A 21,680-nucleotide genomic window follows, 5' to 3' on the forward strand; every position below is an offset into this window, starting at 1 on the left:
GGAGGGTCGGACGCTCACTCGACGGGAACAGGGTGCGGGCCGTTCGCGGTCTGTTCACCGTTTCGAAACTCGGCCATTAGAGGCTCCCTCGCGACAGATCCGTTGGATCCATCCGGATTCCGACCACGAGAGGCGCCAGAACAACTATGTTGAACCGTTTTGCCGTGTTGGCAACCGTCTGCATCGCGATCCCGGTCGGGACTGCGCCCCTGGCGGTGGCCGATCCGCCTCCTCCGCCGGCGCCGGATCCGGCCGTGGTGCCGGTCGACGCCACCAACCCGCTTCCTCCCGAGGGGGCAGTTCCCTCGGCCGCACCAGGAGTGCTGGACACCCCCGACGGCTGGCACCTCGAGGTGGTCGGCGCCAACGAGACGCAGTTGCCGGTAGCGCCGTTGACCACCGCGATCTCATCGCGCGAGTACCTGATCGCCGGCACCTTCACCGGCAAGATCACCGGCGGGGGCAAGACGAAACTGACCGGCGGGACCATGGAGGCCGGCGAGCAGATCGGTTGCGGCATCATCTCCGACGAGGAGGAGATCAACCCCGGCGCCTCCTTCACCCCGGGCATCAGCATTCCGTTCACCAACGCCAACGCCGGCTTCGGCGTCAGTCTTCAGGGCAAGGTGTACCTGAAGCCTGGCACGGTGACGACCGTGGCGATCGACAAGAAGTCGTTCAAGGGCACGTCGACGCGCATCTCGATCACCGGCGTCCGGATCAAGACCGACCAGTGCGCAGGGCAGTCTTTCATCCGCTCGTACGCCACCCTGACGAGCTCGACCGACAACACCGACGACGTCATCACCTACCTCGGCGTCACCAAAGCCGTTTAACCCCAGTCGAACCCGAACGAAAGATGATCATGTTTAATCGCTTTGCCGCACTGGCCGCTTGCATGCTGATCCCGCTCGGGACCGCACCGCTGGCGTTGGCAGACCCTCCGGCCCCTCCGGCCGCTCCCGCGGAGCCGGCCGCTCCGGCCGCTCCGGCCGCTCCGGTCGACCAGGCCGCCGATGACGGCCCGCCGCCGGACAACGGCCTGGTCGCGTCCAACGAGCCGGCCGTCGTGACGACCCCGGACGGCTGGGTGCTCACCGTGGCGGCCACCAACGAGAGCGAGCTGCCCGTTGCGCCCCTGACGACGGCTACCTCGTCGCGCGAGTACCTGGTGGGCGGCACCTTCACCGGCACGATCGGCGGGGGCGGCAAGACGACGCTGAACGGTGGTTCGCTGGAAGCCGGTTATCAGATCGGCTGCGGCATCGAGCTCGGGCAGGTCAGGCTCATCGGCCAGGCCGGCATCAGCACCTCCGGCTCGACGCTGACCGGTGGCATCGTCCCGACGGGCATCTCCTTCCCGCTGTCGGGCACCATCGAGATCCACCCCAAGCCGGGCACGGTGTCCACCGTGACCGTCGACAAGAAGACGTTCAAGGCGGCACCCGTGCGCGTCACACTGAAGGACACCCACGTCAAGGTCGACGGATGCGTCGGCCAGTCGTTCCTTCGCTCGTACGCCACGTTGACGAGCTCGACGACGGACACCGACGACGTGGTCGCGTACTACGGGACGACGAAGTCCGTCTGAAATGAGGCTGCTTCCGAAGGGAGAGAGGACGATTGGTGTGGTCGATCGGGATCGTATGACGGCAGGCAGGAATGCGGTTGCGAGCGTCGCGGCAGTCGGGTTGTTCACCCTTTCGGCGGCGGTCGCCTTCCCGGCGACCGCCGCTGCGGACCCGCCGCCGCCGGACCCGGTGCTTCCGGCGCCGGCGGACCCCGCCGCTCCGCCCCCTCCTCCGGACCCCGGTCCACCGATTCCGGTGCTCGGCGTTCCTCTCGGCCCCGCCGGATTCTCGGTGCTGGGACAACGAGGCGAAGCTCCCGCTGACGTTCCCGGCGGGCTCGGCGCGCCTCCGGTCGCCGGGTTGGACGCCACCAGTGTGCTGGGTCAGAATCCGGTTCCCACCGCACCTGGCGCGAACCCGGGAACACCCCCGAACCTGAACGTGTTCAACAACGCCTACGGCATTCAGCAGAACATCGCGCCCGCCGCACCCGGCAAGGGTCAGGAGTTCGACGTCGCTCCGGGTGATGAGCACGCCGATGTCACCCGCCGGGAGTGGTTCGGCCGATACATCGACATGTACCGCGCCGGGATGCTCAAGGGCGGCCTCTTGGGCCAGATGCCCAAGGAGCAACTGGGCGAGCCGCTGCCGGGCACCGCACCGCCGCCGGGAACCAACATTCCGCCGGGGCTGGATCAGTTCCAGCCGGACCCGGCGGCTCCGCCCGCGGATGCGCCGCCACCGCCCGACGCTCCCGCGCCGCCCCCGCCACCGGGTGGCTGAGTGGTCTGCCTAGAGCCTCTGTAGCGCGAAGGTCGAGAGCTGGGAGCCGGGCGGACCGTTGAAGCAGCCGACGTCGTATTGCGAATCGATGGTTCCGGCGAGGTGACCGCGTCCCATGTGTAGGTGTCGCGACTGGGCAGGTTGTACCCGAGGCATCGCACGCCGTCGGGCACATCGACGGTGAACGAGTAGGTGCCGTTCAACAGGCGCGCGCCCCCCTACTCGTAGTAGTACTTCAGGCGCGCGATGCCGCTGACGTCGATGCAGTCGGCCGACTTCTCCGGGATGCACGCGGAAATGAACCACACCCACGACGCCCGGTCGTACCTGTTGGTGAGCACGTCGTAGTTACCCAGTTGCATCGCGGCGTGGGCGGGTGGGGCGATCACCGTCGCCGCCGGGGTCAGCGCGGACGCGGCGATCGCGACCTTCACGGCCTTCATGCTCGTCCCTTCATCCTTCCGACGGCTGCTTATCAAACCACCTGGCCATGCAGACGAGTCGTTCTCGGTGTCCTTGAGACGGCGTTCGCCGCTTCGCAGCCCGTGACGGCCAGCCACACCGTAGTTGATGGGCAGCACACCGATTCTCGGTGCGCAGGAAGTCGAAATAGGGTGCGGATCGGAGTTGCTCATGTACTACGTCCCTGTAGAAGCCGGCGATTTATCCATACGCATGACCAGCGCTAAGCACTTGTCCAGCACTGTGGCAGAGTTGGGGTAAAGAACCTGCGGCGGGTCGACGTTACGATCGGCGTGTCGAGACCGGATGGACGGACGGACTCGCCGAAGGACGGGAGTCGGCATGGCATCGGCGCGAAGAATCGGGGCGCCAGACGCAAAGAATCGCGGGGTGCTGCTCGATGCCGCCGAGCAACTGCTTCTCCAGGACGGCTACGCGGCGGTGACATCGCGGCGCGTGGCCGACCGGGCCGGACTGAAACCTCAGCTGGTGCACTACTACTTCCGGACCATGGAGGATCTCTTTTTGGCGGTATTCCGCCGCAGGGCCGAGGAAGGGCTCCACGTTCTGGCGAAGGCATTGAAGTCGCCTCAGCCGCTGTGGGCGCTGTGGAGATTCAGCACCAAGCCGGAAGCCACTCGCCTGACGATGGAGTTCATGGGTCTGGCGATCCACCGCAAGGCGCTGCGCGCCGAAATCGTCTATTACGCGGAACATTCCCGGCAGCAACAGAAAAATGCGATCACCGCCGCCCTGCGGCGCTACAACATCGACCCGACCGAGGTTCCGCCCGTGGTGTGGACGGTGTTCGCGACCAGTGTGTCGCAGGGGTTGGTGATGGAGCGTGCGCTCGGCATGACCACCGGCCACGCTGAGACCTTCGAATACTGCGAACGGTGGATTCGCCGACTGGAGGGTGAAGCGCTCCCTGCGGAGCAAGCATTGTCGGCCCGCGGTCACCAATTGCCGATCGAGCAAAGCGCGCACTTCGGTCCCTGATTGGTAGAGACACAACGCCGTCGACCACAAGCGCCGCCCTGCGGACGTTCGGCTTTGGCGCCCCCGGGTCAGGCGTCGGGGTTCGACACCTCGAGCTGCCGCCGAAGCCGAACTGGATATCCTGCCAGTGGGTCTCGCGCGTCTGTCAGTGCGGACTGGATCGCCTCGGCGCCCATCTTCATGGCCGTCTTGTCGAACCGGTCGAATGGATGAAGGCCAACGCCGATGATGGCGACTGAGTTCGTATCGGTGGTCATGCCAGGGGATCGCCGGATGGCCCTTGAATGGCGCGCCGGGCAGGAAGCCCTGGGTCCTCCAGACCACCAGGGTGCCCTGTCGCGGCAGCGGCGCGTCGGCCATCTCGCCGGCGCTGCATTTCGGGCAGTGCCGCTGCATGGCGAAGATGGTCCGCCACACGCGCCGCGTCGCATCTGCTTCCGATGAGCTGCGGCTTGTCGTCGGGCCACGCGGAGACGTCCGGCGCGCACGCCGTTGACAATAATGGAAAATGACGTTCTGATAAAAGACAGCCGCGCGCCGCAATTCAAGTGCGTGCGCCGCGGGCACGATCGACTGCACGAATGCGGCACACATGGGAATGACGATTCAGTTCGGCGGCGGCCCGCATCCCGTCCACTGACGCGGCACGCTCGGCGCGGTGGTTGAGGGCCGGCTGGATCCAGTGCCCAGCATCCATCCTCACGGAGTCTCTCGCGTCCAACGGGCCTGGGTAGCATCGACTTTGCCACTCGACAGACGATTTCGATGCCGCGATGAAAGGCCATCGAAGACGCCGGCTGGCCGGTCGTCTGGTCCGGCGGGGAACGGTTCGGCGTGCGTTTCGCCTACGTCGAACCGCCGAACGCGCCCGCCACCGTCATCGAGATCTCGGAACTCACGACGCGACGGCGGCCAGTGCGGAGTCCATTCGCGACGCCGCGGCGGGTTGGGACGGTAGCGAGCCGATCCGCAAGCTGTTGGGCTCACCGACCTGCGCTACCTCGCCATCGGCCGGCTGGCCATGGCCATGAGCATGTCGTGAATCCGATTCACCGGCGCCGGCATGATCACGAACGGTCGCATCATGCCCTCGTCTTCATGATCCAGAAAATGGCAGTGGTACATCACCTTTCCGGTCTGCCGGGCGAGTTGGCCGGCGACGGTCACGAGCGTGTTGGACGCCACGGTGACGGTGTCCTTCCAGCCGGACTCCTCCGGCAGGATGGCCAGTGGCGCCCCGAGCGTGATCGGCCTGCGGGTGCCGCCTGCGGCGAAGTCCATTCCGCCGGGCTCGATCGACGCGCGTTGGATCACCTGGAAATTCATCAGATGAATGTGCATCGGGTGGTTGATGGGCGGCGCGGGGGGCGACACGACGTTGATGAAGTGCCACTTCTCCCATGTCTCGGACGACGCGAAGAACGTCGTGGTGTCCTCGAACATCACCCCCACGCGGCGCAGGGTCTTCACGCCTGATGGCAACGCGACCTGCACGATGCCGTCGCCCGCCGGGGTAGCCGGGTCGACCTCCTGCATCTCCCAAAGCTGAGGCATCACACCGCTTTTGTCGTAGGACGTCAGCACGAACCGCTCGACGGCGTGTGCCGGTACATCGGCCGCCGACAGCCTGCGGAAGTTACCGGACAACGCCGCGGGCAGTGGGCGCGCAGGCCGGTCGGCCGGCCCGACGCGGAATTCCATCACGTCCGGATACGGGATGTTGGCGGCCGGCGCTGCCGCTCCCGCGGGCCGGGAGACATCGGTGTTCACGAGCTTGAGCCGCTTACCGGGATGGGCCGCGAAGTCGATGACCACGTCGGCGCGCTCGGCGCAGGACAGCGACAGCGTCTCGTCGATGACGAGCGGTTTGTCGAGCAGTCCGAGGTCTGTCCCGATCAGCGTCATCGCACCCGCCACGGTCTGGCCGGTCTGTTCGTCGATCACCGCCAACCGGTATGCACGGGCCAGCGACACGTTCACCACGCGGAACCGGTAGCTGCGCGCCTCCACCGAAAGGTACGGCCATACCACCCCGTTCGCCATGGTGAAGGGCCCGAAGAACGGAACGGACGCCGGGATCGTGCCCGGTGGAGGCGCGCCGCGGTGCCCGGCTATGACGCGCTTGCCGAGCAGTTGGCCGGTCAACCGGCCCCGCGGATCGGTGTCGAAGTTGACATCGCCGATCGCCAGCGGAATCTCGTAGCGACCGCGGGGCAGATCGAGCCGATCCTCCTCGTCATCCCGGATCAGGTAGTGGCCGAACAGTCCGGCCAGCACGTTGAGCGCGGTCACCGACATGGCGTGGTCGTGGTAGAACAGGTGGGTGGCCGCCTGATCGTTGGCGTACTCGCCCAGTTGCGCATTGCCCGGCGTGATCCCGTATTCCGTTGCGCCGTCACTGGCGGCGTGCTGGTGTCCGCCATGAACATGCACTGTCGTCCAGGCCGTCAGTGCGTCGATCTCGGGCCGGGCGAATCCCCCTGGTGCGCCCGGCGTGTTGTAGGGCAGCTTGCCCGGGCCGGGACCCTCGCCCCGAACCCACACCGCTTTGACGGGAGTGGTACCGGTCAGCTTGTTTGTCCACGCGATACGGACCAGTTGTCCCTGGCGCACGTCGATGGTCGGGCCCGGGAAGTGGCCGCGGTAGGTCCACAATCGGGTCGGCGGCAGTTGGGAGTGTAAGCGGATCCGCGCCTCGACCATGTCGATCTCTGTCACCCCCGTCCCTTTCGGCCGCAGGGTGGGTGGAATGCGCAGCGCGTCCTTGAACGGCGTCAACTCGGCGAACTGCGGCTCGTCGATACCGCCAAGGTCCCGGGCCGCCGCGGCGTGTCCGGAGAACAGATCCACCGCGCCCACCGCCGCGACGCCGGCGACCGCAGCCGCCGCCACCCCCAGGAACGCACGTCTGTCTGCCACAGTCACGACGAAGGTCTCCTTCACAACCACGGATCCGCTTCGAACAGTCCAGAGGCACGGCGGACGCTGATAAGCCACTGTCAGAGAGCTCAACGGCGCAGCGACATGAAAGGGTTCAACGGTCGCACCGCGCCGCGGATCATTCTATGCGCAGCGAAATCACTTGCCGCGCTTCATCACCTTATCGGCCGCGCTCCAGTGCTCATCCGAACGCCAAGGCCTCGCAAAGGCCGACACCGCTTCGGTGGTGGTTGCTCCGCGCATCACGGTCTTGATCTCACCGGCGGCCCGGGAAGCGAGCAGTCGGGCGATCGAGCGCAAGTCGTCGTGGAAAGACGCCCGCGGCAACACCCGGTCGATCAGGCCGATGCGTTCCGCAGACGGTGCGCATCCGGAAGGCCATCGCCGCGGCCTCCGATTCGGTGCGCAGCGCCGAGTTCCTTCAGGTCACCACCGGACACGAACGCTTTGTCGCCCGCGCCGGTGAGGACAAGTGCGGTCGCTCCCTCCGCCCCGTCGAGCGCCTTGTCCAACTGGTCCATCGTCTCGAGCGAGATGGCGTTGCCGGGCGTGTGGGCGGTCGATCGTGATGACCGCGAGACACCGTCTGTTTCGAGATCGACCATCAAGCGTTCTCCAAACGCGATATTGGCATTCTCGTCGTCGGATAGTAGCATTTCTTCAGAGTGGAGGTGCGACAAAATCCACGTAGAGCGACAACTGACACGCTCGGCGATCTCGTCGCCCGCGGCCTGGCGGACCACCCCAATACCGGCTTCTGGGTGCACTCCGCCGTGCGGCCTTCGCCGGCACGTTCGCCGATGTCGAACTGCAGGCGCGCCGGCTTGCATAAACGGGATGCCGGAAATCGCGCTGGAAGCCGCCAAGAACGGCACGGTGGCGCTGCTGTCGTATTCGCCGGACAGCCTCGACAAGGACTTCGCGTCCGCCAAGACGCATCTGACGGGTGACTTCCTGTCCTATTACACCCAGTTCACGGAACAGATCGTGACGCCCGCGGCCACCCAGAAGTCGGTGAAGACCAGCGCGTCCGTGGTGCACGCGGCGGTGTCGGACATCCATCCGGAGTCCGCGGTCGTGCTTGTGTTCGTCAACCATGCGATGACGACGAGCAAGGAGAACCCGGACGGCGCTTTCGCCGCGAGCAGCGTGAAGGTCGGCATGAAGAAGATCGACGGCGCCTGGCTGATCTCGACGTTCGACCCCGTGTAGCGTCGTCGCGGTGGCGGTGCCGTCGTTGTCTCATCCCCGCCCCGCCGACCTTGTGCTGTCAGGTGGCGGTGTCAAGGGCATCGGCCTGGTGGGCGCCGTCGTGGCATTGATGGACGCGGGATATCGCTCGCAACGGGTCTCGGGCACCTCGGCAGGATCGATCGTGGGGTCGATCGTCGCCGCCGCCGCTCAGGGTGACCAGTTGAGCCCCGAGGAAGTCAAAGAGCTTGCGCTGCAATTGGACTACCACAAGTTCACCGACGCCGGTCCGATCGAGCGCGTCCCCGTGGTGGGGCCGTCGGTGGCTGTATTGCGTGGAACCGGTGTGTACAGGGGAGATTACGCGCGCGACTGGGTTCGCAGCCAGTTGGAGAATCTTGGTGTCAGCACGTTCGGTGATCTGGCGATCCGCGATGACGATTTGCCCCCTGAACAGCGTTATGGGCTGGTCGTCACCGTCGCCGATGTGACGACGGGACAGTTGGTCCGGTTGGCCTGGGACTACCGCAGGGTCTACGGCCTCGACCCCGACGAGCAGTCGGTCGCGGACGCGGTGCGTGCCTCGATGTCGATTCCGTTCTTCTTTCGGCCGGTCACGCTGACGAGCACCGCCGGGCTCACGTCGACGTTGGTGGACGGCGGTGTGCTGTCGAACTTTCCGATCGATTCGCTCGACCGGCACGACGGACGCAAGCCGCGCTGGCCGAGTTTCGGTGTGACGGTCCTGCCGAATCTGCCCCACGGAAACGACAAGGTCATTCCGGCCCTCGCGCCGCTGCGACTGCTCGGTCCACCCACTCTGCTGGAGAGCGTCGTCACCACCATGCTGGTCGGTCGCGATCAGGCCTACCTCAACCAGCCCTGGGTGAGCGCCCGCACGATCCGGGTGGACTCGACCGACATCGGTTTTCTCGACTTCGACATCTCCGCCAACGAGATCGACGCCCTGTACATGAAGGGATATGCCGCGACCGAGCGGTTCCTCGCCGGTTGGGACTGGGACGCATACCTGAAGCGGTTCCGCTGATGGGCGAGGTGGGGGCGATCGTCCCGCTGCCTTCGGCCTTCATCGGCAACAAGGCTGCCGCATTCGGTCCGGTGGCGGGGCAGGCACCGCTCGCCCGGGTGCTGCGCACGATGATCTCGGGACTGTCCGGGCCAGGTGACGCGGTGGTGGCCGCCGCCGGAGCATTGATCGACGATGTGCGCCAATGTCTTGGCGCACATGACCTCTCGGCTGTCGGTTTGGCGGTGTCCGGTGACCATGCGGACCGGGCCGGGTGTGTGACATCGGCGCTCGAATATCTGGCGGGCGATAATGTGTCGGCGCGCTGGGTACTCCTGCACGATCTTCGGCGCCCGCTGGCGTCACCGGACCTGTCCCACCGGGTGACCGCCGCACTTCGGGCGGGCAGCGACGTGGTGATGCCGGCGCTACCCGTCACCGACAGTGTCAAAGCCGTCGACGCCAGGGGATCGGTGACCGGCACCGTCGATCGTTCGGCGCTGCGGTTTGTGCAGTACCCGCGCGGCTTTGCCGTCGATCAGCTCACGGCGCTGCTGGCGGCGCGCGCCGGCGAGTCATTCGACGAATTCGACGAGGCGGTGCGCGCCGGCGTGCCGATCACCCTCGTCGACGGCGATCCGAGCGCGATCTTCGCCGAATTACCCCGTGACACTGCGTTTCTGGAGGCCATCATCGCGTGTGTCCAGATAGATCATCACCGTCGGTGAGCAGACGTTCCGCGATCGCGACGTCGCCGGCGTAGGTCACCTTCAGGTTGCGCTCCTCGCCACCGAACGTGCGCACTTCGACAGTGGTGAACCGCTCGATACACGATGACGTGTCGGTGCCTTCGAATCCTGAGGCTTGCGCAGCGCGATACGCCTGTAGCAGCGGCGCCGCGCGGAACGCCTGGGGCGTCTGGACACGCACGAGTCTGCCTGCCCCGCTCAGCGATTCCAATCCGGCGGGTCCCGCGCGCGCCACATCGGGAGCCGTCAGTGCCGGTATCGCGCCGCCGACTTCGCGCGCGATCGTCAGCGCGCCGACGAACATCTCCGGAGTCGCCAGCGGCCGGGCGGCATCGTGGATCAGCACGACGTCGATCGAGCCGGCTTCGATGTCGGCGGCCAGATGCCGCAACACGTTGAATTCCGATGCGTGCCTGGTATCGCCGCCCTCGACGAATTCCACGGCCGTGTCGGGAAGCTCGGCCTGCACCGTGGATCTGGCGAGCGCCTCTTCGCCGCGGCGGAACACCAACACCGTGCGCGCGATGCCCGGAGCCCGCGTGACCGCCTCGAGCGACCAGGACACCATGCTGCGCCCGGCCAACGGCAGATAGGCCTTGTTCCCGTCGGCCCCGACGCGTGTGCCGAGACCCGCGGCGAGCACCACACCGACGGCGTGAAACGGCTTGCCCATGGGCGAAACCCTAGCGTTGCGGGCCGTGAATCCGGCAGTCAAGCTCGTATTTTGGTCCTGTGCAACGCCCGTTGACGGTCCTCATCTCGGGCACCCTTTCGAGGGTGCGGTTCGACGGTCGTCGCGCCTATGACGGGGCGCTTCGTCCCCTCACGAGCGCCGCGGCGACCGCGAAGTCGAGATCATGCGGACGAACCTGGTGCGCATCCTGTTCGGTGCGGTGGGCGACCGTGGTGTGCCTCGTGAGTTCGACGTGGTGGTCGGTGCCGACGGCCAGCATTCGCGCTGCGTGAACTCGCCTTCTGTCGACAATCCGCTGGGCTGCGCGACCAGGCCATGCTCTACAACGAACCGGGCCGCGGCGCCGCGATGTTCAGGGCGCGTGGAAAGCAGCGCGCGAAGGTGGTGTTGCTGTTTCGCAGCCTGCCCTCGACGTCGACTTCGGCAATCCGCGAAGTCAGTGCGAGTTGCTGCGACGGCGATTCGACGGGATCGATTGGCAGAGAGCACGTCTCATCGATGCGCTACCCCACGCGTACGACTTCTACTTCGACGCGATGAGCCAGGTGCGGCTGCCCCGATGGTCGACGGGCGGGTGGCGCTGCTCGGCGACGCCGCATTCGGGCCCTCGCCGCCGACGGCACGTCGACCATGCTTCCGTCATCGGTGCCGGCAATGCCGTCCGCAACCCCCCGCCGGAGAACTAGCCCGCCACGTTGAACGCCGCACGCACCCGGGTCGGCCGGATACGGACCACCAGTTCGCCGGGGGCCCCATTGCGCCTGCCGAACTCCTCGGCCCGATCGGCGCCCATGTACCGACCGCCGGTCCTGGTCGCAATGTCGATCAGTTCCGTGGGATCCTCGCTGATGGTCGCGGTGCCCTGGACCTGAACGAACGAGTACGGCGGATGGGGATCGTCGACACACATCACCACACGCGGATCGCGGGCCAGCGCACGGCCCTTGGCGGTGTCCCTGCCGGTGTTGAACACCAACTCGCCGCCGTCCACGACGAACCACACGGGCGCGATCAGCGGTCTGCCGTCGGAGGCCCGATAGCCCAGCTTTCCGGTGCGAGTGCCCTCGGACAGAAACGTGATGACTTCATCGGAAAGTTCGTCCATCCCATCACCGTAGGCCGCGATCAGTCTTCGGCGTGGCGGTCGTGGTCCCAGCGTTCCAGCCGCGCCTGCACTTCGTACAGACCGCAGGCCGCGAGCGGGGCGGCGACCGACGTGCAGATGATCAACAAGGCGTTCATGGCTCCCCCGGATCGTTGCTGGCAGGTACGACAGGACGGAGCGGGTGAGCGGAGTGCCTGGACGCACACGAGTAGTGCGGTACCTGCTTGTCCGAATTGCGACCGAGCAAATCGAGTGCAGCCGCACGGGCGCTGCGGTAAGCGTCGCGCTCGCGGACAACCCACGCTTCGTCCCAGCCGTCGAGCAGGTCCCCGGCCCGAAGCAGCGGAAGCAACTCGGCAATCAGCGTGGGGTCGGCACCCGCGGGCTCACTGTGATCGAGGAGGCGCTCCATGCGATCCCGTGCCTCGTGAAGGTCCACCCTGATCTCAGGTGACAGCACGACGTATTGCGGGTCGACCACCAGCAGCGCCTCCGCGCCGACGGGTCGTAGGCGCCACATGGCCGAACGGAGGCTGGCGGTGGCCCGCCGCGTCTGCGCATGCGGCCAGAGCATGGCGCAGACCCATAGCCGGTGCACGGGCCGCTGTTTCGCCGCCACCAGCGCGATCATGCGCTGGCATGCCGGCGGCAGGTCGACGGGCCGATCACCGCGGTGTAGCGCGAAACCACCGAGCATATTCAGCGAGAACTGTTCAGACACCCCTTGATCTTCGGACCGGCGCGATCCACGGTCATGCGTAGGCGACTACCTGTTTTCTCGGCGCTCGCGTTGCAAGCTATGTGGTGAAACGTCACGGGCCCGGCGGGCGGCCGGGTACGGTCAACGGCCGACGTGGAAAGGGTAAGACAAGGTGAGTGAGGTCGAATCGCAACGGCCGGTGCCGCTGCAGCATCGAGTCCGGCGGATGGCGGGACGGGACCCCCATGAGAGCCACCGGGTCGCGACCCCGCTCGAACTGCTTTTCGACCTGACGTTTGTGGTCGCGTTCGGGATCGCCTCGTCGGAGTTCGCGCACATGCTGGCCGAGAACCATGTCGGCGCGGGCCTGCTCGCATTCTCACTGGCCACCTTTTCGGTGTGCTGGGCATGGATCAACTTCAGCTGGTTCGCGTCGGCATATGACACCGACGACTGGATTTACCGGCTGATGACGATGCTGCAGATGGTCGGCGTGGTGATCATGGCGCTCGGCTTCCCCCCGATGTACGCCTCCATCGAGCACGGGGAGCACGTCGACAACAGGGTGATGGCGGCCGGCTACGTCGTGATGCGAATTGCGTTGGTAGGGCAGTGGTTGCGTGCCGCGAAACAGGATCCGGATCGACGGTCGGCATGTCTGACCTACGCGTTCTTTGTCACCGTCGCCCAGATCGGTTGGATCGCCAGCCTCTGGCTGCACACGTCGATACCGGTGAGCTTCGTGGTGGTGGCGGTGCTGATCTGCATCGAGTTGCTCGGCCCGCTGACGGCCGAGACCCGCATGGGTGGCACACCGTGGCACGCCCATCACATTGCTGAGCGCTATTCGCTGTTCGCGATCATCGCCCTCGGTGAGGGCGTGGTCGGCACCGTCGCGTCGTTGTCGGCCGTGGTGACCGCGCAGGGCTGGACGTTCGACGCCGCGTTCGTCGCGGTGGCCGGCACAGGGCTGACGTTCGGCATGTGGTGGACGTATTTCGTGGTGCCACAGTCGGATCTGCTCACCGAGCGTCGCCACCTCTCGTTCCGGTTCGGGTACTTCCATATCGTGATCTTCGGTTCCATCGTGGCGACGGGCGCCGGCCTGCATGCCGCGGCATACTACATCGAGCACCACTCCGAGCTCGGCTCGGTCGAGACGGTGCTGGCCGTCGCCCTGCCCGTGGGCGGCTATATCGCCTCGGTCTATGTCCTCTATATCCTCATGCTGAAGACCTGGGACCCGTTTCACGCGCTGCTGTTCGTGATCACCGTGGGCGTGCTGGCGACCGCGGTATGGCTGGCCGCCGAGGGATTCTCGATGGCGAACTGCCTGCTGGTCGTCACCGTTGCGCCGATGGTGACCGTCATCGGTTACGAGGTGCTGGGGCACCGGCACGCGGCGAACGCAATCGAGAAGCGACTCAGAGAAGCCCTCTAGAGGCCGGGTTTTGGTGGCCTGACCGCCGGGTACGCGATATGGCGAGCCGTCCGAGGCGGCGCGACGAGATTCACAGCATCTGCTTGCGAACCCGTGAGCAAACCGAACCACGGTCAAGACGCGGCCTGGGTTCACCTGTTACCCGCTGGCGAATCCCGGTGCCGCCGCCTCGGCGGCGCTCACTTCCAACGTCAAACCCGGAGGAGCCACGATGCCGAAGACCACGAAGAGCGGAAGCGCAAAACAGAGCGAACTGCCCAGCACGCTGCAGAAATCTGACGCCAAGGCTCAGCGCACCTTCGCCAAGGCGCACGACTCGGCCGCCGACGAATACGGAGAAGGCGAACGCGCACACCGTGTCGCCTACAGTGCGCTCAAGCACAGCTACGAGAAGGTCGGCGACCACTGGGAGGCCAAGGACGAGAAGGGTCCGTCGGATCAGCGTGCGCGAAGCGGTGGGCCGGACGCCAAGGGCGCGACTGCCGAGGGCGTCGACGCCAACGCCTCGAAGAAGCACCTGACCGAGGTGGCCCGGCGGTTGGACATCCCCGGCCGTTCGACGATGAGTAAGAGCGAATTGGTCACCGCGATCAAGAAGGCCAACCGCCGCGAGTCGGCGCGGGGCCGCTAGCGCGTCAGCCGGCGCCAGGCCGAACCTGCGGCGCGGCCAGGTCCTCGACAGCGTCGAAACCGCCCTCCATCAGCATCCGCTCCTGCTCGACCTCGAGCAGGTGTCGCGTCTTGCGACGGGTGATCAGGATTCCGGTCACCGCGAGTGCCCAGACCGCATACTGAACCGTCCAGGCCAGGCGGAACGATTCGAACGAAAAATCGCCGGTGGCGTCGAGGATCAGACCCATGGCCTGCATCACCAGCAGCGCGGCGATGAAGCCCCCCATGTTGACCATGCCCTGGGCGGTGCCCAGCGTGGTGCTCGGATTGAAGGTCCTGGCGAAGTCGAACCCGACCATCGACCCCGGTCCGCCGATCGAGATCACCACGACCAACACGACCAGCAGCCACAGCGGGGCGCGAACCGGCAACGCCAGCACCACGGTCCACGCGATGACGTTGCTCGCGATGATGGCCAGCACCAGCCGCGATCGCCGGTGCGGTTTTCGGCCGGTGAAGACGCCGACGACGATGCCCGCCGCTATCGCCGCCACGACCGAGATCGTCAGCAAGGTGCCCGCCGCACCGATCGACAGACCCTGTGCAACGGTGAGATACGGGACTCCCCACATCAGGGCGAATACCGTCACCGAGAACTGCGTGCCCATATGGGTGAAAAAACCCAGCCGCGTACCCGGGCGCAGCCACACCGTCTTCACACCGGCCAGGGTCTCCCGCAGTGACATCGCCTCGGCTTCGGTCACGTCGCCGTGCGGGGTGTTCTTCACCAGCGTCAGGGTCAACACGATCGAGATCAGGCCCATCGCGGCGACCGACGTGTAGGCGGTGGTCCAGCCCGGCCCCGTGAGCACCGCGATGAACGGGACTGCGGAGAGCACCTGGCCGAGCTGTCCGCAGATGCCGGTGAGCTGGGTGACCAGGGGGACCTCTCGCGGTGTGAACCAATGTGGCACCAGGCGCAGCACTGAGATGAAGGTGACCGCGTCACCGAGGCCGACCACCGCACGCGCGCCGATGGCCAGCGGAAGCGATTCGGTGAACGCGAGCGCGACCTGGCCCGACGCCATCAGCGCGGCGCCCGCGATGATCAACACCTTGGAGCCGAAGCGGTCGAGCAGCAGTCCGGCGGGCACCTGCGCGCCGGCATAGACGATCACCTGAAGGACGACGAAGGTCGACAAGACAGCGGGGCCGGCGCCGAACCGGTCGGCGGCCTCGAGGCCGGAAACGCCGAGCGTGGTGCGATCGAGCACGGCGACGATGTAGGCGAGCAGTCCGGTGGCCCAGACGATCCAGGGACGCACACCGAACCTTTCCGATCTGACCGAGACCTTGTCTCGACACTTGCCAGCCCCCATCATCGCGCATCCCCGGTGGCAGGCGCCAATTCGAAGCCAGTGAACTGCCTCACCGGCCAGCCCGCCGAACGTCCGACGAAGAGTTGGCTGGAATTGCATCTCCGCGTTGACTGTCCAATGTGCGGATAGGCATAAGTGCAGATGACTGCCGGTAAGGCGAATCATCAGCCAAGTACCGCGAAACGCCCATAGACTTCGCTCGCAAACGGTGGCTGGCCGCTACAGTGGTCGCATGCTTCGCCACGGCGCCCACGGGGCGCGCGCCTCTGTCCAGGGGGATGTGCATCGAAGTGGCTGAGTATCGACTGGACGACCTCGCGAAGGTTTCAGGCGTCAGCGCCCGCAACATCCGCGCCTACCGGGAACGCGGTCTGCTGGATCCGCCACGGCGGGTCGGCCGGTCCGCCTATTACGACGACTACCACTTGTCGCAGCTCAAGACCATCAACCAACTGCTCCGCAAGGGGTTCAACTCCGCGCATATCGCCGAGTTCTTCCAGAGCATGCGGCACGGAGCCGACCTTGCGGACATCCTCGGAATTCAACGGGCCGTGCTCGGACCGCAGGGCGATCAGGACAGTGAGGCGAGCGGCGCACCGGAAGGTGCGTCCAGCGTTTCGGCAGGCCCCTTCGTCAACATTGATCCGCGCAGCGACGACGCCCGCAAGCTGCTCGACTACGGGCTCGCCGAGTTGGTCGACGGCGCGGTGGTGCTTGTCGATCCTCCGATGTCCGACATCGTCATGTCGTCGTCGGATCACCGGCGCTACGTGCGCACGATCCTGCGGATCTTGGAGGCGACCCGGGCACCGGTCGAGAAGCTGCGCGCGGAGTTTGTCGCGGTGCTCGAGGAATGCCTGACCGACCTGTTCAACGCGGGTGACACCCCGGGACCCGACGAAGCGGACGGGCTGAGCCACATCGCGCAGGACTACCGCGACCTGGGTTCCAGGATCATGTCCGTCCGGCTCGACGCCGCAGTCCGGTGGGCGGCCGCCACGCCGGCCGAGGCCGACTCCCGCGATCAGCACTAGCCGGCTACACGCGGGTATTGGCCGGATCGCCACCGAAGCGCTGCGCCAGCCACACCGGGATGATCGCGACCAGCGTCAACGCGGCGGCGACCACATTGATGACCGGAGCTTGATTCGGGCGGAACAGATTTCCGAAGATCCAGATCGGCAGGGTCTGCACCGTCGGTCCCGCGGTAAACGTGGTCACCACGATCTCGTCGAACGACAGCGCGAAGGCCAGGATCGCGCCCGCGACGAGCGCCCCGCGCATCATCGGGAACGTGATGTACGCGAAGGTCTGCCACGGCGAGGCGCCCAGGTCGGCGGAGACATCCTCCAGCGCGGTGCCCAGTCTGCGCAGCCGGGCCTGCGTGTTGTTGAAGACGATGACCACACAGAACGTCGCGTGTCCGATGATGACCGTCGCGATGCCGAGTGTCACTCCCAGCGCGGAGGTGAAGGTGGCGTTCAACGCGATACCCGTGACGATGCCGGGAAGAGTAATAGGAAGCACCACAAGGAAACTCACGACATGCTTACCGAAGAAGTCATACCGCTGCACCGCGAATGCCGCCATCGTTCCGAGCACGAGCGCGATCGCCGTGGCGCCGAGGCCCACCACGGCAGAGTTCGCCAACGACCGCCACATCCCTTCGCTGTGCCATGCGTCCACCCACCATCGCACCGTGAACCCGGACGGCGGGAAGGCGAACGAGCGCGATGAGTTGAACGCGTTGATCACGACGAGAAGCAGCGGGGCGTAGAGAAATACCAACACCATTGCCGTCCATACCCGGACAGCCCGTCGGGCCGTGGTCGACAGCATCAGACATTCTCCAGCGCGCCGGTGCGCCGCATCGCCAAAAGATAGGCGACGATCGCGACCAGCGGGATGATCGACAGCGCCGCCGCCAGCGGCTGGTTGTTGGCGGTGACCAGCTGGCCGTAGATGATGTTGCCCAGCATCTGGGTCTTGCCGCCCACGATCGTCACCGCGATGTAGTCGCCGAGCGACAGCGAGAAGGTGAAGATCGAGCCCGCCGCGATGCCGGGGAAGACCAGCGGCGCGATCACCATTCGCAGGGTCGACATATCGGAGGCGCCCAGGTCCGAGCTCGCGTCGATCAGCGCGTCGGGCACGCGTTCGAACGCGGCGAAGACCGGGATGACCATGTACGGCAACCAGAGATAGGCCAGCGTGGCGATCGTGGCGGTCAGGCCGTAACCGGGGGTGTAGCCAGTCGTCCGCGCCAGCGGCCCTTCGGGTGAGAGCAGCATCCGCCATGCGTAGGCCTTCACGAGGTAGCTGGCCCACAGCGGCGTCGTCACGGCCACCACCAGCGCGAGCCGTACCCGCGGCGAGGCCACCTTGGCCATGTAGAACGCGAGCGGAACCGCCAGCACTGCACAGATCACCGTGACGACCAGCGCCACCGAGACGGTGCGCAGGGTCGCCACCCGGAACACCTCATCGGTGAGCACCCGCTCGATGTTCTCGGTGGTGAACGTGTGCACCACCGCGCCGGTGAACGCACTGGTGGTCCAGAATGCCGAAACCAGCAGCACCGCAAGCGAACCCAGGTAGGCCACCATGAGCCAGACCATCGGCGGTACGAGAAGCAGCGCGAGGCTGATCCGGCGCCGCAGTGATATGGAGGATGTCGGCAGCGTGGCGCCGGTTCGGGTCACCCCTTGATCTGCTGCCATTTGTCGACCCACTCGGTGTAGGTCGTGCAGTTGTCGCCGCTGCCGTCGACGCACTGCTTCTGCGGTGTGGTCCAGTAGTGGATCTCGGCCGCGAACTTCTCGTCGGTCGCGTGGTAGATGTCGCAGAAGTCCTTCTGGCTGGTGTGCTCACACGCCTTCGTCTGCGCGGGGGCCTCACCGAAGTATTCGGCGACCTGGGCATTCACTTCGGGGGAGGAGATCCAGTCCATCCATTTGTACATGCAGTTCGGGTGGGCGGCCTTGGCCGACACCATCCAGGTGTCCGACCATCCCGTTGCTCCTTCTTTGGGCAAGACGGTGTTCACCTGAACCTTGTTGTCCGCGCCGATGGTGTTGGCGATCACCTGCCACGTCGTGCCGATCACCGAGGTGCCGGACTCGAACGCCTGCACCTCTTTGGTGTAATCCGACCAGTACTCGCCGATGTTCTCGCGTTGCTTCTTGAGCAGATCGACTGCGGCGTCGAGTTGTTCGGGAGTCAGCGAGTAGGGATCCTTGATGCCGAGGTCCGGCTTGGCCTTGGACAGATACAACGCGGCGTCGGCGATGTAGATCGGGGAGTCGTAGGCGGTGACCTTGCCCTTATAGCTGCCTGAGTCGTCGAACACTGCCGACCAGGAGTTCGGTGCATCGCGGACGACCCCGATGTTGTACATCAGCAGGTTCGCGCCCCAGCCGTGGGGGATCCCATACATCTTGCCCTCCACCGAGTTCCACGACTTGTCCTTGAGGAAGGATGAGATCGTCGCGTAATTCGGCACCAGGTCGGTGTTGACCGGTGCGACGTCACCCGCATAGATCATCCGCAGCGTGGCATCACCGGATGCGGACACACCGTCGTACTGACCGGTCCTCATCAACTGCACCATCTCGTCGGAGGTGTTGCCGAGCTTCACATTGACCTGGCATCCGGTCTTCTGTTCGAACGGGGTCACCCAGTCGATGGCCTTGTCGTTGGAGCCATCCTCGGCGTAGCCCGCCCACGCGATGATGTTGAGCTGGCCTTCGCCGTCGCCCAGCGCCGACAGCGGTTCCATCTGCGGCAGCGTCTCACCGCCGCTGCCGGAGTCCTGGGAGCCCGAACAGGCAGTGGCAAAGGACAACGCCAATACGGCGCACGCTGTCAGGGCGAAGCCCGTTCGCATCACATTGGCTTTCATCGCTTCTCCTCGTGTGACAGTTGGTGAATCGCTTTTTCTGGCCACGCCAAGGTGATTGGTGTGCCGTGGTGAAGATCGGGTGGCAGCCAGGTGCTCGCGGTGAGCACCGTGGCGGTCAGCGTCACCCCCGGCGGCGCGGTGGCCGCGATCCGGGTCGTGGGGCCGGCGTAGATGATCTCGGAGATGGTGGCCTCGACGGTGCGCACACCGGGCACCGGGTCGGTGCCAGGCCTGAAGACCGCGATGCGTTCGGGACGGATGACGAACATCCCGCTCTTGCCGATGACCGCCTCCGCGGCGGCGCCGTCGAGCACATTGGAGGTGCCGACGAAGTCGGCGACAAACCGGTTGGCCGGATTCTCGTACACGTCGCGGGCCTTGCCGATCTGCTCGATGCGGCCGTCGTTGAAGACCGCGAGCCGATCACACAGGGTCAGCGCCTCGTCCTGGTCGTGGGTGACGATGACGAACGTGATCCCGACCTCGCGCTGGATCGCCTTGAGTTCGATCTGCATCTGCTCCCGCAGCTTGAGATCAAGTGCGCCCAGCGGTTCGTCGAGCAGCAACACCCGCGGCCTGCCCACCAATGCGCGCGCCAACGCCACCCGTTGACGTTGTCCGCCAGACAACTGGGTGGGCCGCCGGGGCCCGAGATCGGTCAGGCGCACCATGTCGAGTGCATCCGCGGCGCGTTGGCGACGTTCGGCCTTGGGCACGCCCCGCACCTTGAGCCCGTACTCGACGTTCTGCGCCACGGTCATGTGGGGGAACAGCGCGTACTCCTGGAACACAGTGTTGACGTCGCGGCGACGGGCGGGCAGCGATGTGACATCGGTGCCGCCGAGCTTGATGATGCCCTCGGTGGGTTGCTCGAATCCCGCGACCATCCGCAGGACCGTCGTCTTACCAGAGCCAGACGGCCCCAGGATCCCGAACAGTTCACCGTCCTCGACCACCAGGTTCGCGTCCTCCACGGCGACGATCTGCTTGCCGCGGTCACCGAACACCTTGCGCACGCCGATCAGTTCGATCTGGGGATCGGAGGCGGGTGACGGGGTATCTGCATCGCGCGGCGCACGGGCGATACCGAAAGGCATGGCTGATCCTAAGAATTCCGCGTCGATACTGCAGCGGCATTGCGGATTCCTGCGTCCAGCGCCGATCTCGGTACGTGTTTCGCATCACAGCAACCCGCGCCGAAGCGGCCTTTCGGGGTCCGTGAGGGTGAATCGACCACCGCACTGTCGTTCGGCACCCTTCGCTGGGCAACTAGTCAGAACACCGGCGGTTGGGCACGTTGATGCAGTTGTGACTGGCGGAGTTGAGGTGAAACATGATGTAGCTGTCGTAATCTGTGGCACGTGTCAATATCCCGGCGCGCCGTGCTGAAAAGCGCTGCCGCGGCCCCGGCTGCGCTGGGCCTGGGCGGCGGCCTGCAGGCGATGGCCTCGGCGCTGACCCCGGCCCCGGCCTCTGCGGCGCCGCTGGGCGTGCTCCTGGACTACGCGGCGGGTGTCATCAAGGCCGCCGATCTCCGGTCCTCCGGCGCACTCGGTGCGATCCGATACGTATCGGACCGGCGTCCGGGCGGCGCCTGGATGCTCGGCAAGCCGATCCAACTGCCCGAGGCCCGCGACCTGTACCAGAACGGTCTGAAGATCGTGTCCTGCTATCAGTTCGGAAAACAGGACACCGCAGACTGGCTCGGTGGTCAGAACGCCGGAGTGCAGCACGCGCAGCGGGGCTGGCAGTTACATCTGGCCGCGGGCGGTTCCTATGGCGCGCCCATCTACGCCTCGATCGATGACGCCCCCTCCTATGACCAGTACAAGAGCCAGGTCGCGCCCTATCTCAAGGGCTGGGAAGCGGTGCTGGGACATCAGCGGGTCGGCGTCTACGCGAACTCCAAAACCATCGAATGGGCACTGCAGGACGGGCTCGGCACCTACTTCTGGCAGCACAACTGGGGTTCGCCCGGGGGGGTCACCCACCCGGCCGCACATCTGCACCAGGTCGAGATCGATAAGCGCTCGGTCGCGGGCGTTGGGGTGGACATCAACAACATCATGAAGCCACAGTTCGGTCAGTGGGACTGAGACTTACCGACTAGTAATAAAATTCAGCAA

Annotated in this window: 20 protein-coding genes and 4 pseudogenes; 11 read left to right on the forward strand and 13 right to left on the reverse strand. The window is 65.9% G+C overall.

Features of this window, described 5'->3' with window-relative positions:
* The first annotated feature begins 146 nt into the window (after positions 1–146).
* The 3 genes from ACVWWN_RS16005 to ACVWWN_RS16015 are packed head-to-tail and all read left to right on the forward strand — an operon-like array spanning position 147 to position 2,354.
* Positions 147–836: an MspA family porin gene (locus ACVWWN_RS16005; protein ID WP_457144758.1), complete on the forward strand. Its 690-nt coding sequence runs from the start codon at positions 147–149 to the stop codon at positions 834–836.
* Between the two features lie 29 nt (positions 837–865).
* Positions 866–1,591 carry an MspA family porin gene (locus ACVWWN_RS16010; RefSeq protein WP_457144759.1) on the forward strand — a complete coding sequence of 242 codons (726 nt, stop codon included), beginning with the start codon at positions 866–868 and terminating at the stop codon, positions 1,589–1,591.
* A gap of 55 nt (positions 1,592–1,646) precedes the next feature.
* Positions 1,647–2,354: a hypothetical protein gene (locus ACVWWN_RS16015; RefSeq protein WP_457144760.1), complete on the forward strand. Its 708-nt coding sequence runs from the start codon at positions 1,647–1,649 to the stop codon at positions 2,352–2,354.
* Between the two features lie 9 nt (positions 2,355–2,363).
* Here ACVWWN_RS16015 and ACVWWN_RS16020 read toward each other — a convergent pair.
* Positions 2,364–2,797: pseudogene (locus tag ACVWWN_RS16020) on the reverse strand (hypothetical protein).
* A 361-nt stretch (positions 2,798–3,158) separates the two neighbouring features.
* Here ACVWWN_RS16020 and ACVWWN_RS16025 point away from each other — a divergent pair.
* Positions 3,159–3,815 carry a TetR/AcrR family transcriptional regulator gene (locus tag ACVWWN_RS16025; protein WP_457144761.1) on the forward strand — a complete coding sequence of 219 codons (657 nt, stop codon included), beginning with the start codon at positions 3,159–3,161 and terminating at the stop codon, positions 3,813–3,815.
* A gap of 71 nt (positions 3,816–3,886) precedes the next feature.
* Here the strand turns inward: ACVWWN_RS16025 and ACVWWN_RS16030 are convergent.
* From ACVWWN_RS16030 to ACVWWN_RS16040, 3 genes and pseudogenes are all read right to left on the reverse strand, one after another.
* A pseudogene (locus ACVWWN_RS16030) lies at positions 3,887–4,072 on the reverse strand (thiolase family protein); the annotation flags it as partial.
* Positions 4,073–4,811: 739 nt separating this feature from the next.
* Positions 4,812–6,740, reverse strand: coding sequence for a multicopper oxidase family protein (locus ACVWWN_RS16035; protein WP_457144762.1), 1,929 nt, complete (start codon positions 6,738–6,740; stop codon positions 4,812–4,814).
* 153 nt (positions 6,741–6,893) lie between these two features.
* Positions 6,894–7,360, reverse strand: a pseudogene (locus ACVWWN_RS16040) (enoyl-CoA hydratase/isomerase family protein).
* Positions 7,361–7,598: 238 nt separating this feature from the next.
* On the opposite strand from ACVWWN_RS16040, the pseudogene ACVWWN_RS16045 reads away from it, so the two are divergent.
* The 3 genes and pseudogenes from ACVWWN_RS16045 to ACVWWN_RS16055 form a co-directional block, all read left to right on the forward strand.
* A pseudogene (locus ACVWWN_RS16045) lies at positions 7,599–7,967 on the forward strand (hypothetical protein); the annotation flags it as partial.
* A 16-nt stretch (positions 7,968–7,983) separates the two neighbouring features.
* Positions 7,984–8,994 (forward strand): patatin-like phospholipase family protein, encoded by a 1,011-nt coding sequence (locus ACVWWN_RS16050; RefSeq protein WP_457149152.1) that lies wholly within the window; start codon positions 7,984–7,986, stop codon positions 8,992–8,994.
* Entirely contained in the window at positions 8,994–9,701 is a 708-nt protein-coding gene (locus ACVWWN_RS16055; RefSeq protein ID WP_457144763.1) for an IspD/TarI family cytidylyltransferase, read from the forward strand. The genes ACVWWN_RS16050 and ACVWWN_RS16055 overlap by 1 nt, the downstream gene beginning before the upstream one ends.
* Here ACVWWN_RS16055 and ACVWWN_RS16060 read toward each other — a convergent pair.
* The 4 genes from ACVWWN_RS16060 to ACVWWN_RS16075 form a co-directional block, all read right to left on the reverse strand.
* Positions 9,664–10,395 carry an IspD/TarI family cytidylyltransferase gene (locus tag ACVWWN_RS16060; protein ID WP_457144764.1) on the reverse strand — a complete coding sequence of 244 codons (732 nt, stop codon included), beginning with the start codon at positions 10,393–10,395 and terminating at the stop codon, positions 9,664–9,666. The two genes, ACVWWN_RS16055 and ACVWWN_RS16060, sit on opposite strands and share 38 nt — an antisense overlap.
* Before the next feature lie 127 nt (positions 10,396–10,522).
* On the reverse strand, positions 10,523–10,675 hold the full coding sequence (locus ACVWWN_RS16065) for a hypothetical protein (RefSeq protein ID WP_457144765.1): 153 nt from the start codon (positions 10,673–10,675) through the stop codon (positions 10,523–10,525).
* A gap of 423 nt (positions 10,676–11,098) precedes the next feature.
* Positions 11,099–11,521: a PPOX class F420-dependent oxidoreductase gene (locus ACVWWN_RS16070; protein WP_457144766.1), complete on the reverse strand. Its 423-nt coding sequence runs from the start codon at positions 11,519–11,521 to the stop codon at positions 11,099–11,101.
* Positions 11,522–11,654: 133 nt separating this feature from the next.
* Positions 11,655–12,242, reverse strand: coding sequence for an AfsR/SARP family transcriptional regulator (locus ACVWWN_RS16075; RefSeq protein WP_457144767.1), 588 nt, complete (start codon positions 12,240–12,242; stop codon positions 11,655–11,657).
* A 151-nt stretch (positions 12,243–12,393) separates the two neighbouring features.
* Between ACVWWN_RS16075 and ACVWWN_RS16080 the strand changes: the two genes are divergently transcribed.
* Complete coding sequence (locus ACVWWN_RS16080) at positions 12,394–13,662, forward strand: low temperature requirement protein A (protein WP_457144768.1); 1,269 nt, start codon at positions 12,394–12,396, stop codon at positions 13,660–13,662.
* 211 nt (positions 13,663–13,873) lie between these two features.
* On the forward strand, positions 13,874–14,293 hold the full coding sequence (locus tag ACVWWN_RS16085; RefSeq protein ID WP_457144769.1) for a ChaB family protein: 420 nt from the start codon (positions 13,874–13,876) through the stop codon (positions 14,291–14,293).
* A 4-nt stretch (positions 14,294–14,297) separates the two neighbouring features.
* Here the strand turns inward: ACVWWN_RS16085 and ACVWWN_RS16090 are convergent, their stop codons facing one another.
* Positions 14,298–15,599 (reverse strand): MFS transporter, encoded by a 1,302-nt coding sequence (locus ACVWWN_RS16090; protein WP_457144770.1) that lies wholly within the window; start codon positions 15,597–15,599, stop codon positions 14,298–14,300.
* A 344-nt stretch (positions 15,600–15,943) separates the two neighbouring features.
* Here ACVWWN_RS16090 and ACVWWN_RS16095 point away from each other — a divergent pair, with 344 nt between their 5' ends.
* The gene (locus ACVWWN_RS16095; protein ID WP_457144771.1) at positions 15,944–16,687 is read left to right on the forward strand and encodes a MerR family transcriptional regulator; all 744 of its coding nucleotides are present in this window, start codon (positions 15,944–15,946) and stop codon (positions 16,685–16,687) included.
* A 4-nt stretch (positions 16,688–16,691) separates the two neighbouring features.
* On the opposite strand, the gene ACVWWN_RS16100 is transcribed toward ACVWWN_RS16095, so the two are convergent.
* The 4 genes from ACVWWN_RS16100 to ACVWWN_RS16115 are packed head-to-tail and all read right to left on the reverse strand — an operon-like array spanning position 16,692 to position 20,651.
* A complete protein-coding gene (locus tag ACVWWN_RS16100) occupies positions 16,692–17,492 on the reverse strand; it encodes an ABC transporter permease (protein WP_457144772.1) in 801 nt (266 codons plus the stop codon).
* Complete coding sequence (locus ACVWWN_RS16105; RefSeq protein ID WP_457144773.1) at positions 17,492–18,373, reverse strand: ABC transporter permease; 882 nt, start codon at positions 18,371–18,373, stop codon at positions 17,492–17,494. Before ACVWWN_RS16105 ends, ACVWWN_RS16100 begins: the two co-directional genes overlap by 1 nt.
* Positions 18,352–19,554 (reverse strand): ABC transporter substrate-binding protein, encoded by a 1,203-nt coding sequence (locus ACVWWN_RS16110; RefSeq protein WP_457144774.1) that lies wholly within the window; start codon positions 19,552–19,554, stop codon positions 18,352–18,354. The genes ACVWWN_RS16105 and ACVWWN_RS16110 overlap by 22 nt, the downstream gene beginning before the upstream one ends.
* On the reverse strand, positions 19,551–20,651 hold the full coding sequence (locus ACVWWN_RS16115; protein WP_457144775.1) for an ABC transporter ATP-binding protein: 1,101 nt from the start codon (positions 20,649–20,651) through the stop codon (positions 19,551–19,553). Before ACVWWN_RS16115 ends, ACVWWN_RS16110 begins: the two co-directional genes overlap by 4 nt.
* A 264-nt stretch (positions 20,652–20,915) precedes the next feature.
* Between ACVWWN_RS16115 and ACVWWN_RS16120 the strand changes: the two genes are divergently transcribed.
* Positions 20,916–21,650, forward strand: a complete 735-nt coding sequence (locus tag ACVWWN_RS16120; RefSeq protein ID WP_457144776.1) for a DUF1906 domain-containing protein — start codon at positions 20,916–20,918, stop codon at positions 21,648–21,650.
* Positions 21,651–21,680 lie beyond the last annotated feature (30 nt).

The organism is Mycobacterium sp. URHB0021 (assembly GCF_054057895.1).

What these genes read in the sequence shown, in the direction of transcription:
- ACVWWN_RS16060 (WP_457144764.1), bottom strand. Translation starts at nt 10,395, where the DNA reads ATGGGCAAGCCGTTTCACGCCGTCGGTGTGGTGCTCGCCGCGGGTCTC.
- ACVWWN_RS16115 (WP_457144775.1), bottom strand. Translation starts at nt 20,651, where the DNA reads ATGCCTTTCGGTATCGCCCGTGCGCCGCGCGATGCAGATACCCCGTCA.
- ACVWWN_RS16105 (WP_457144773.1), bottom strand. Translation starts at nt 18,373, where the DNA reads ATGGCAGCAGATCAAGGGGTGACCCGAACCGGCGCCACGCTGCCGACA.
- ACVWWN_RS16015 (WP_457144760.1), top strand. Translation starts at nt 1,647, where the DNA reads ATGACGGCAGGCAGGAATGCGGTTGCGAGCGTCGCGGCAGTCGGGTTG.
- ACVWWN_RS16070 (WP_457144766.1), bottom strand. Translation starts at nt 11,521, where the DNA reads ATGGACGAACTTTCCGATGAAGTCATCACGTTTCTGTCCGAGGGCACT.
- ACVWWN_RS16100 (WP_457144772.1), bottom strand. Translation starts at nt 17,492, where the DNA reads ATGCTGTCGACCACGGCCCGACGGGCTGTCCGGGTATGGACGGCAATG.
- ACVWWN_RS16110 (WP_457144774.1), bottom strand. Translation starts at nt 19,554, where the DNA reads ATGAAAGCCAATGTGATGCGAACGGGCTTCGCCCTGACAGCGTGCGCC.
- ACVWWN_RS16055 (WP_457144763.1), top strand. Translation starts at nt 8,994, where the DNA reads ATGGGCGAGGTGGGGGCGATCGTCCCGCTGCCTTCGGCCTTCATCGGC.
- ACVWWN_RS16010 (WP_457144759.1), top strand. Translation starts at nt 866, where the DNA reads ATGTTTAATCGCTTTGCCGCACTGGCCGCTTGCATGCTGATCCCGCTC.
- ACVWWN_RS16065 (WP_457144765.1), bottom strand. Translation starts at nt 10,675, where the DNA reads ATGCTGGCCGTCGGCACCGACCACCACGTCGAACTCACGAGGCACACC.
- ACVWWN_RS16025 (WP_457144761.1), top strand. Translation starts at nt 3,159, where the DNA reads ATGGCATCGGCGCGAAGAATCGGGGCGCCAGACGCAAAGAATCGCGGG.
- ACVWWN_RS16085 (WP_457144769.1), top strand. Translation starts at nt 13,874, where the DNA reads ATGCCGAAGACCACGAAGAGCGGAAGCGCAAAACAGAGCGAACTGCCC.
- ACVWWN_RS16005 (WP_457144758.1), top strand. Translation starts at nt 147, where the DNA reads ATGTTGAACCGTTTTGCCGTGTTGGCAACCGTCTGCATCGCGATCCCG.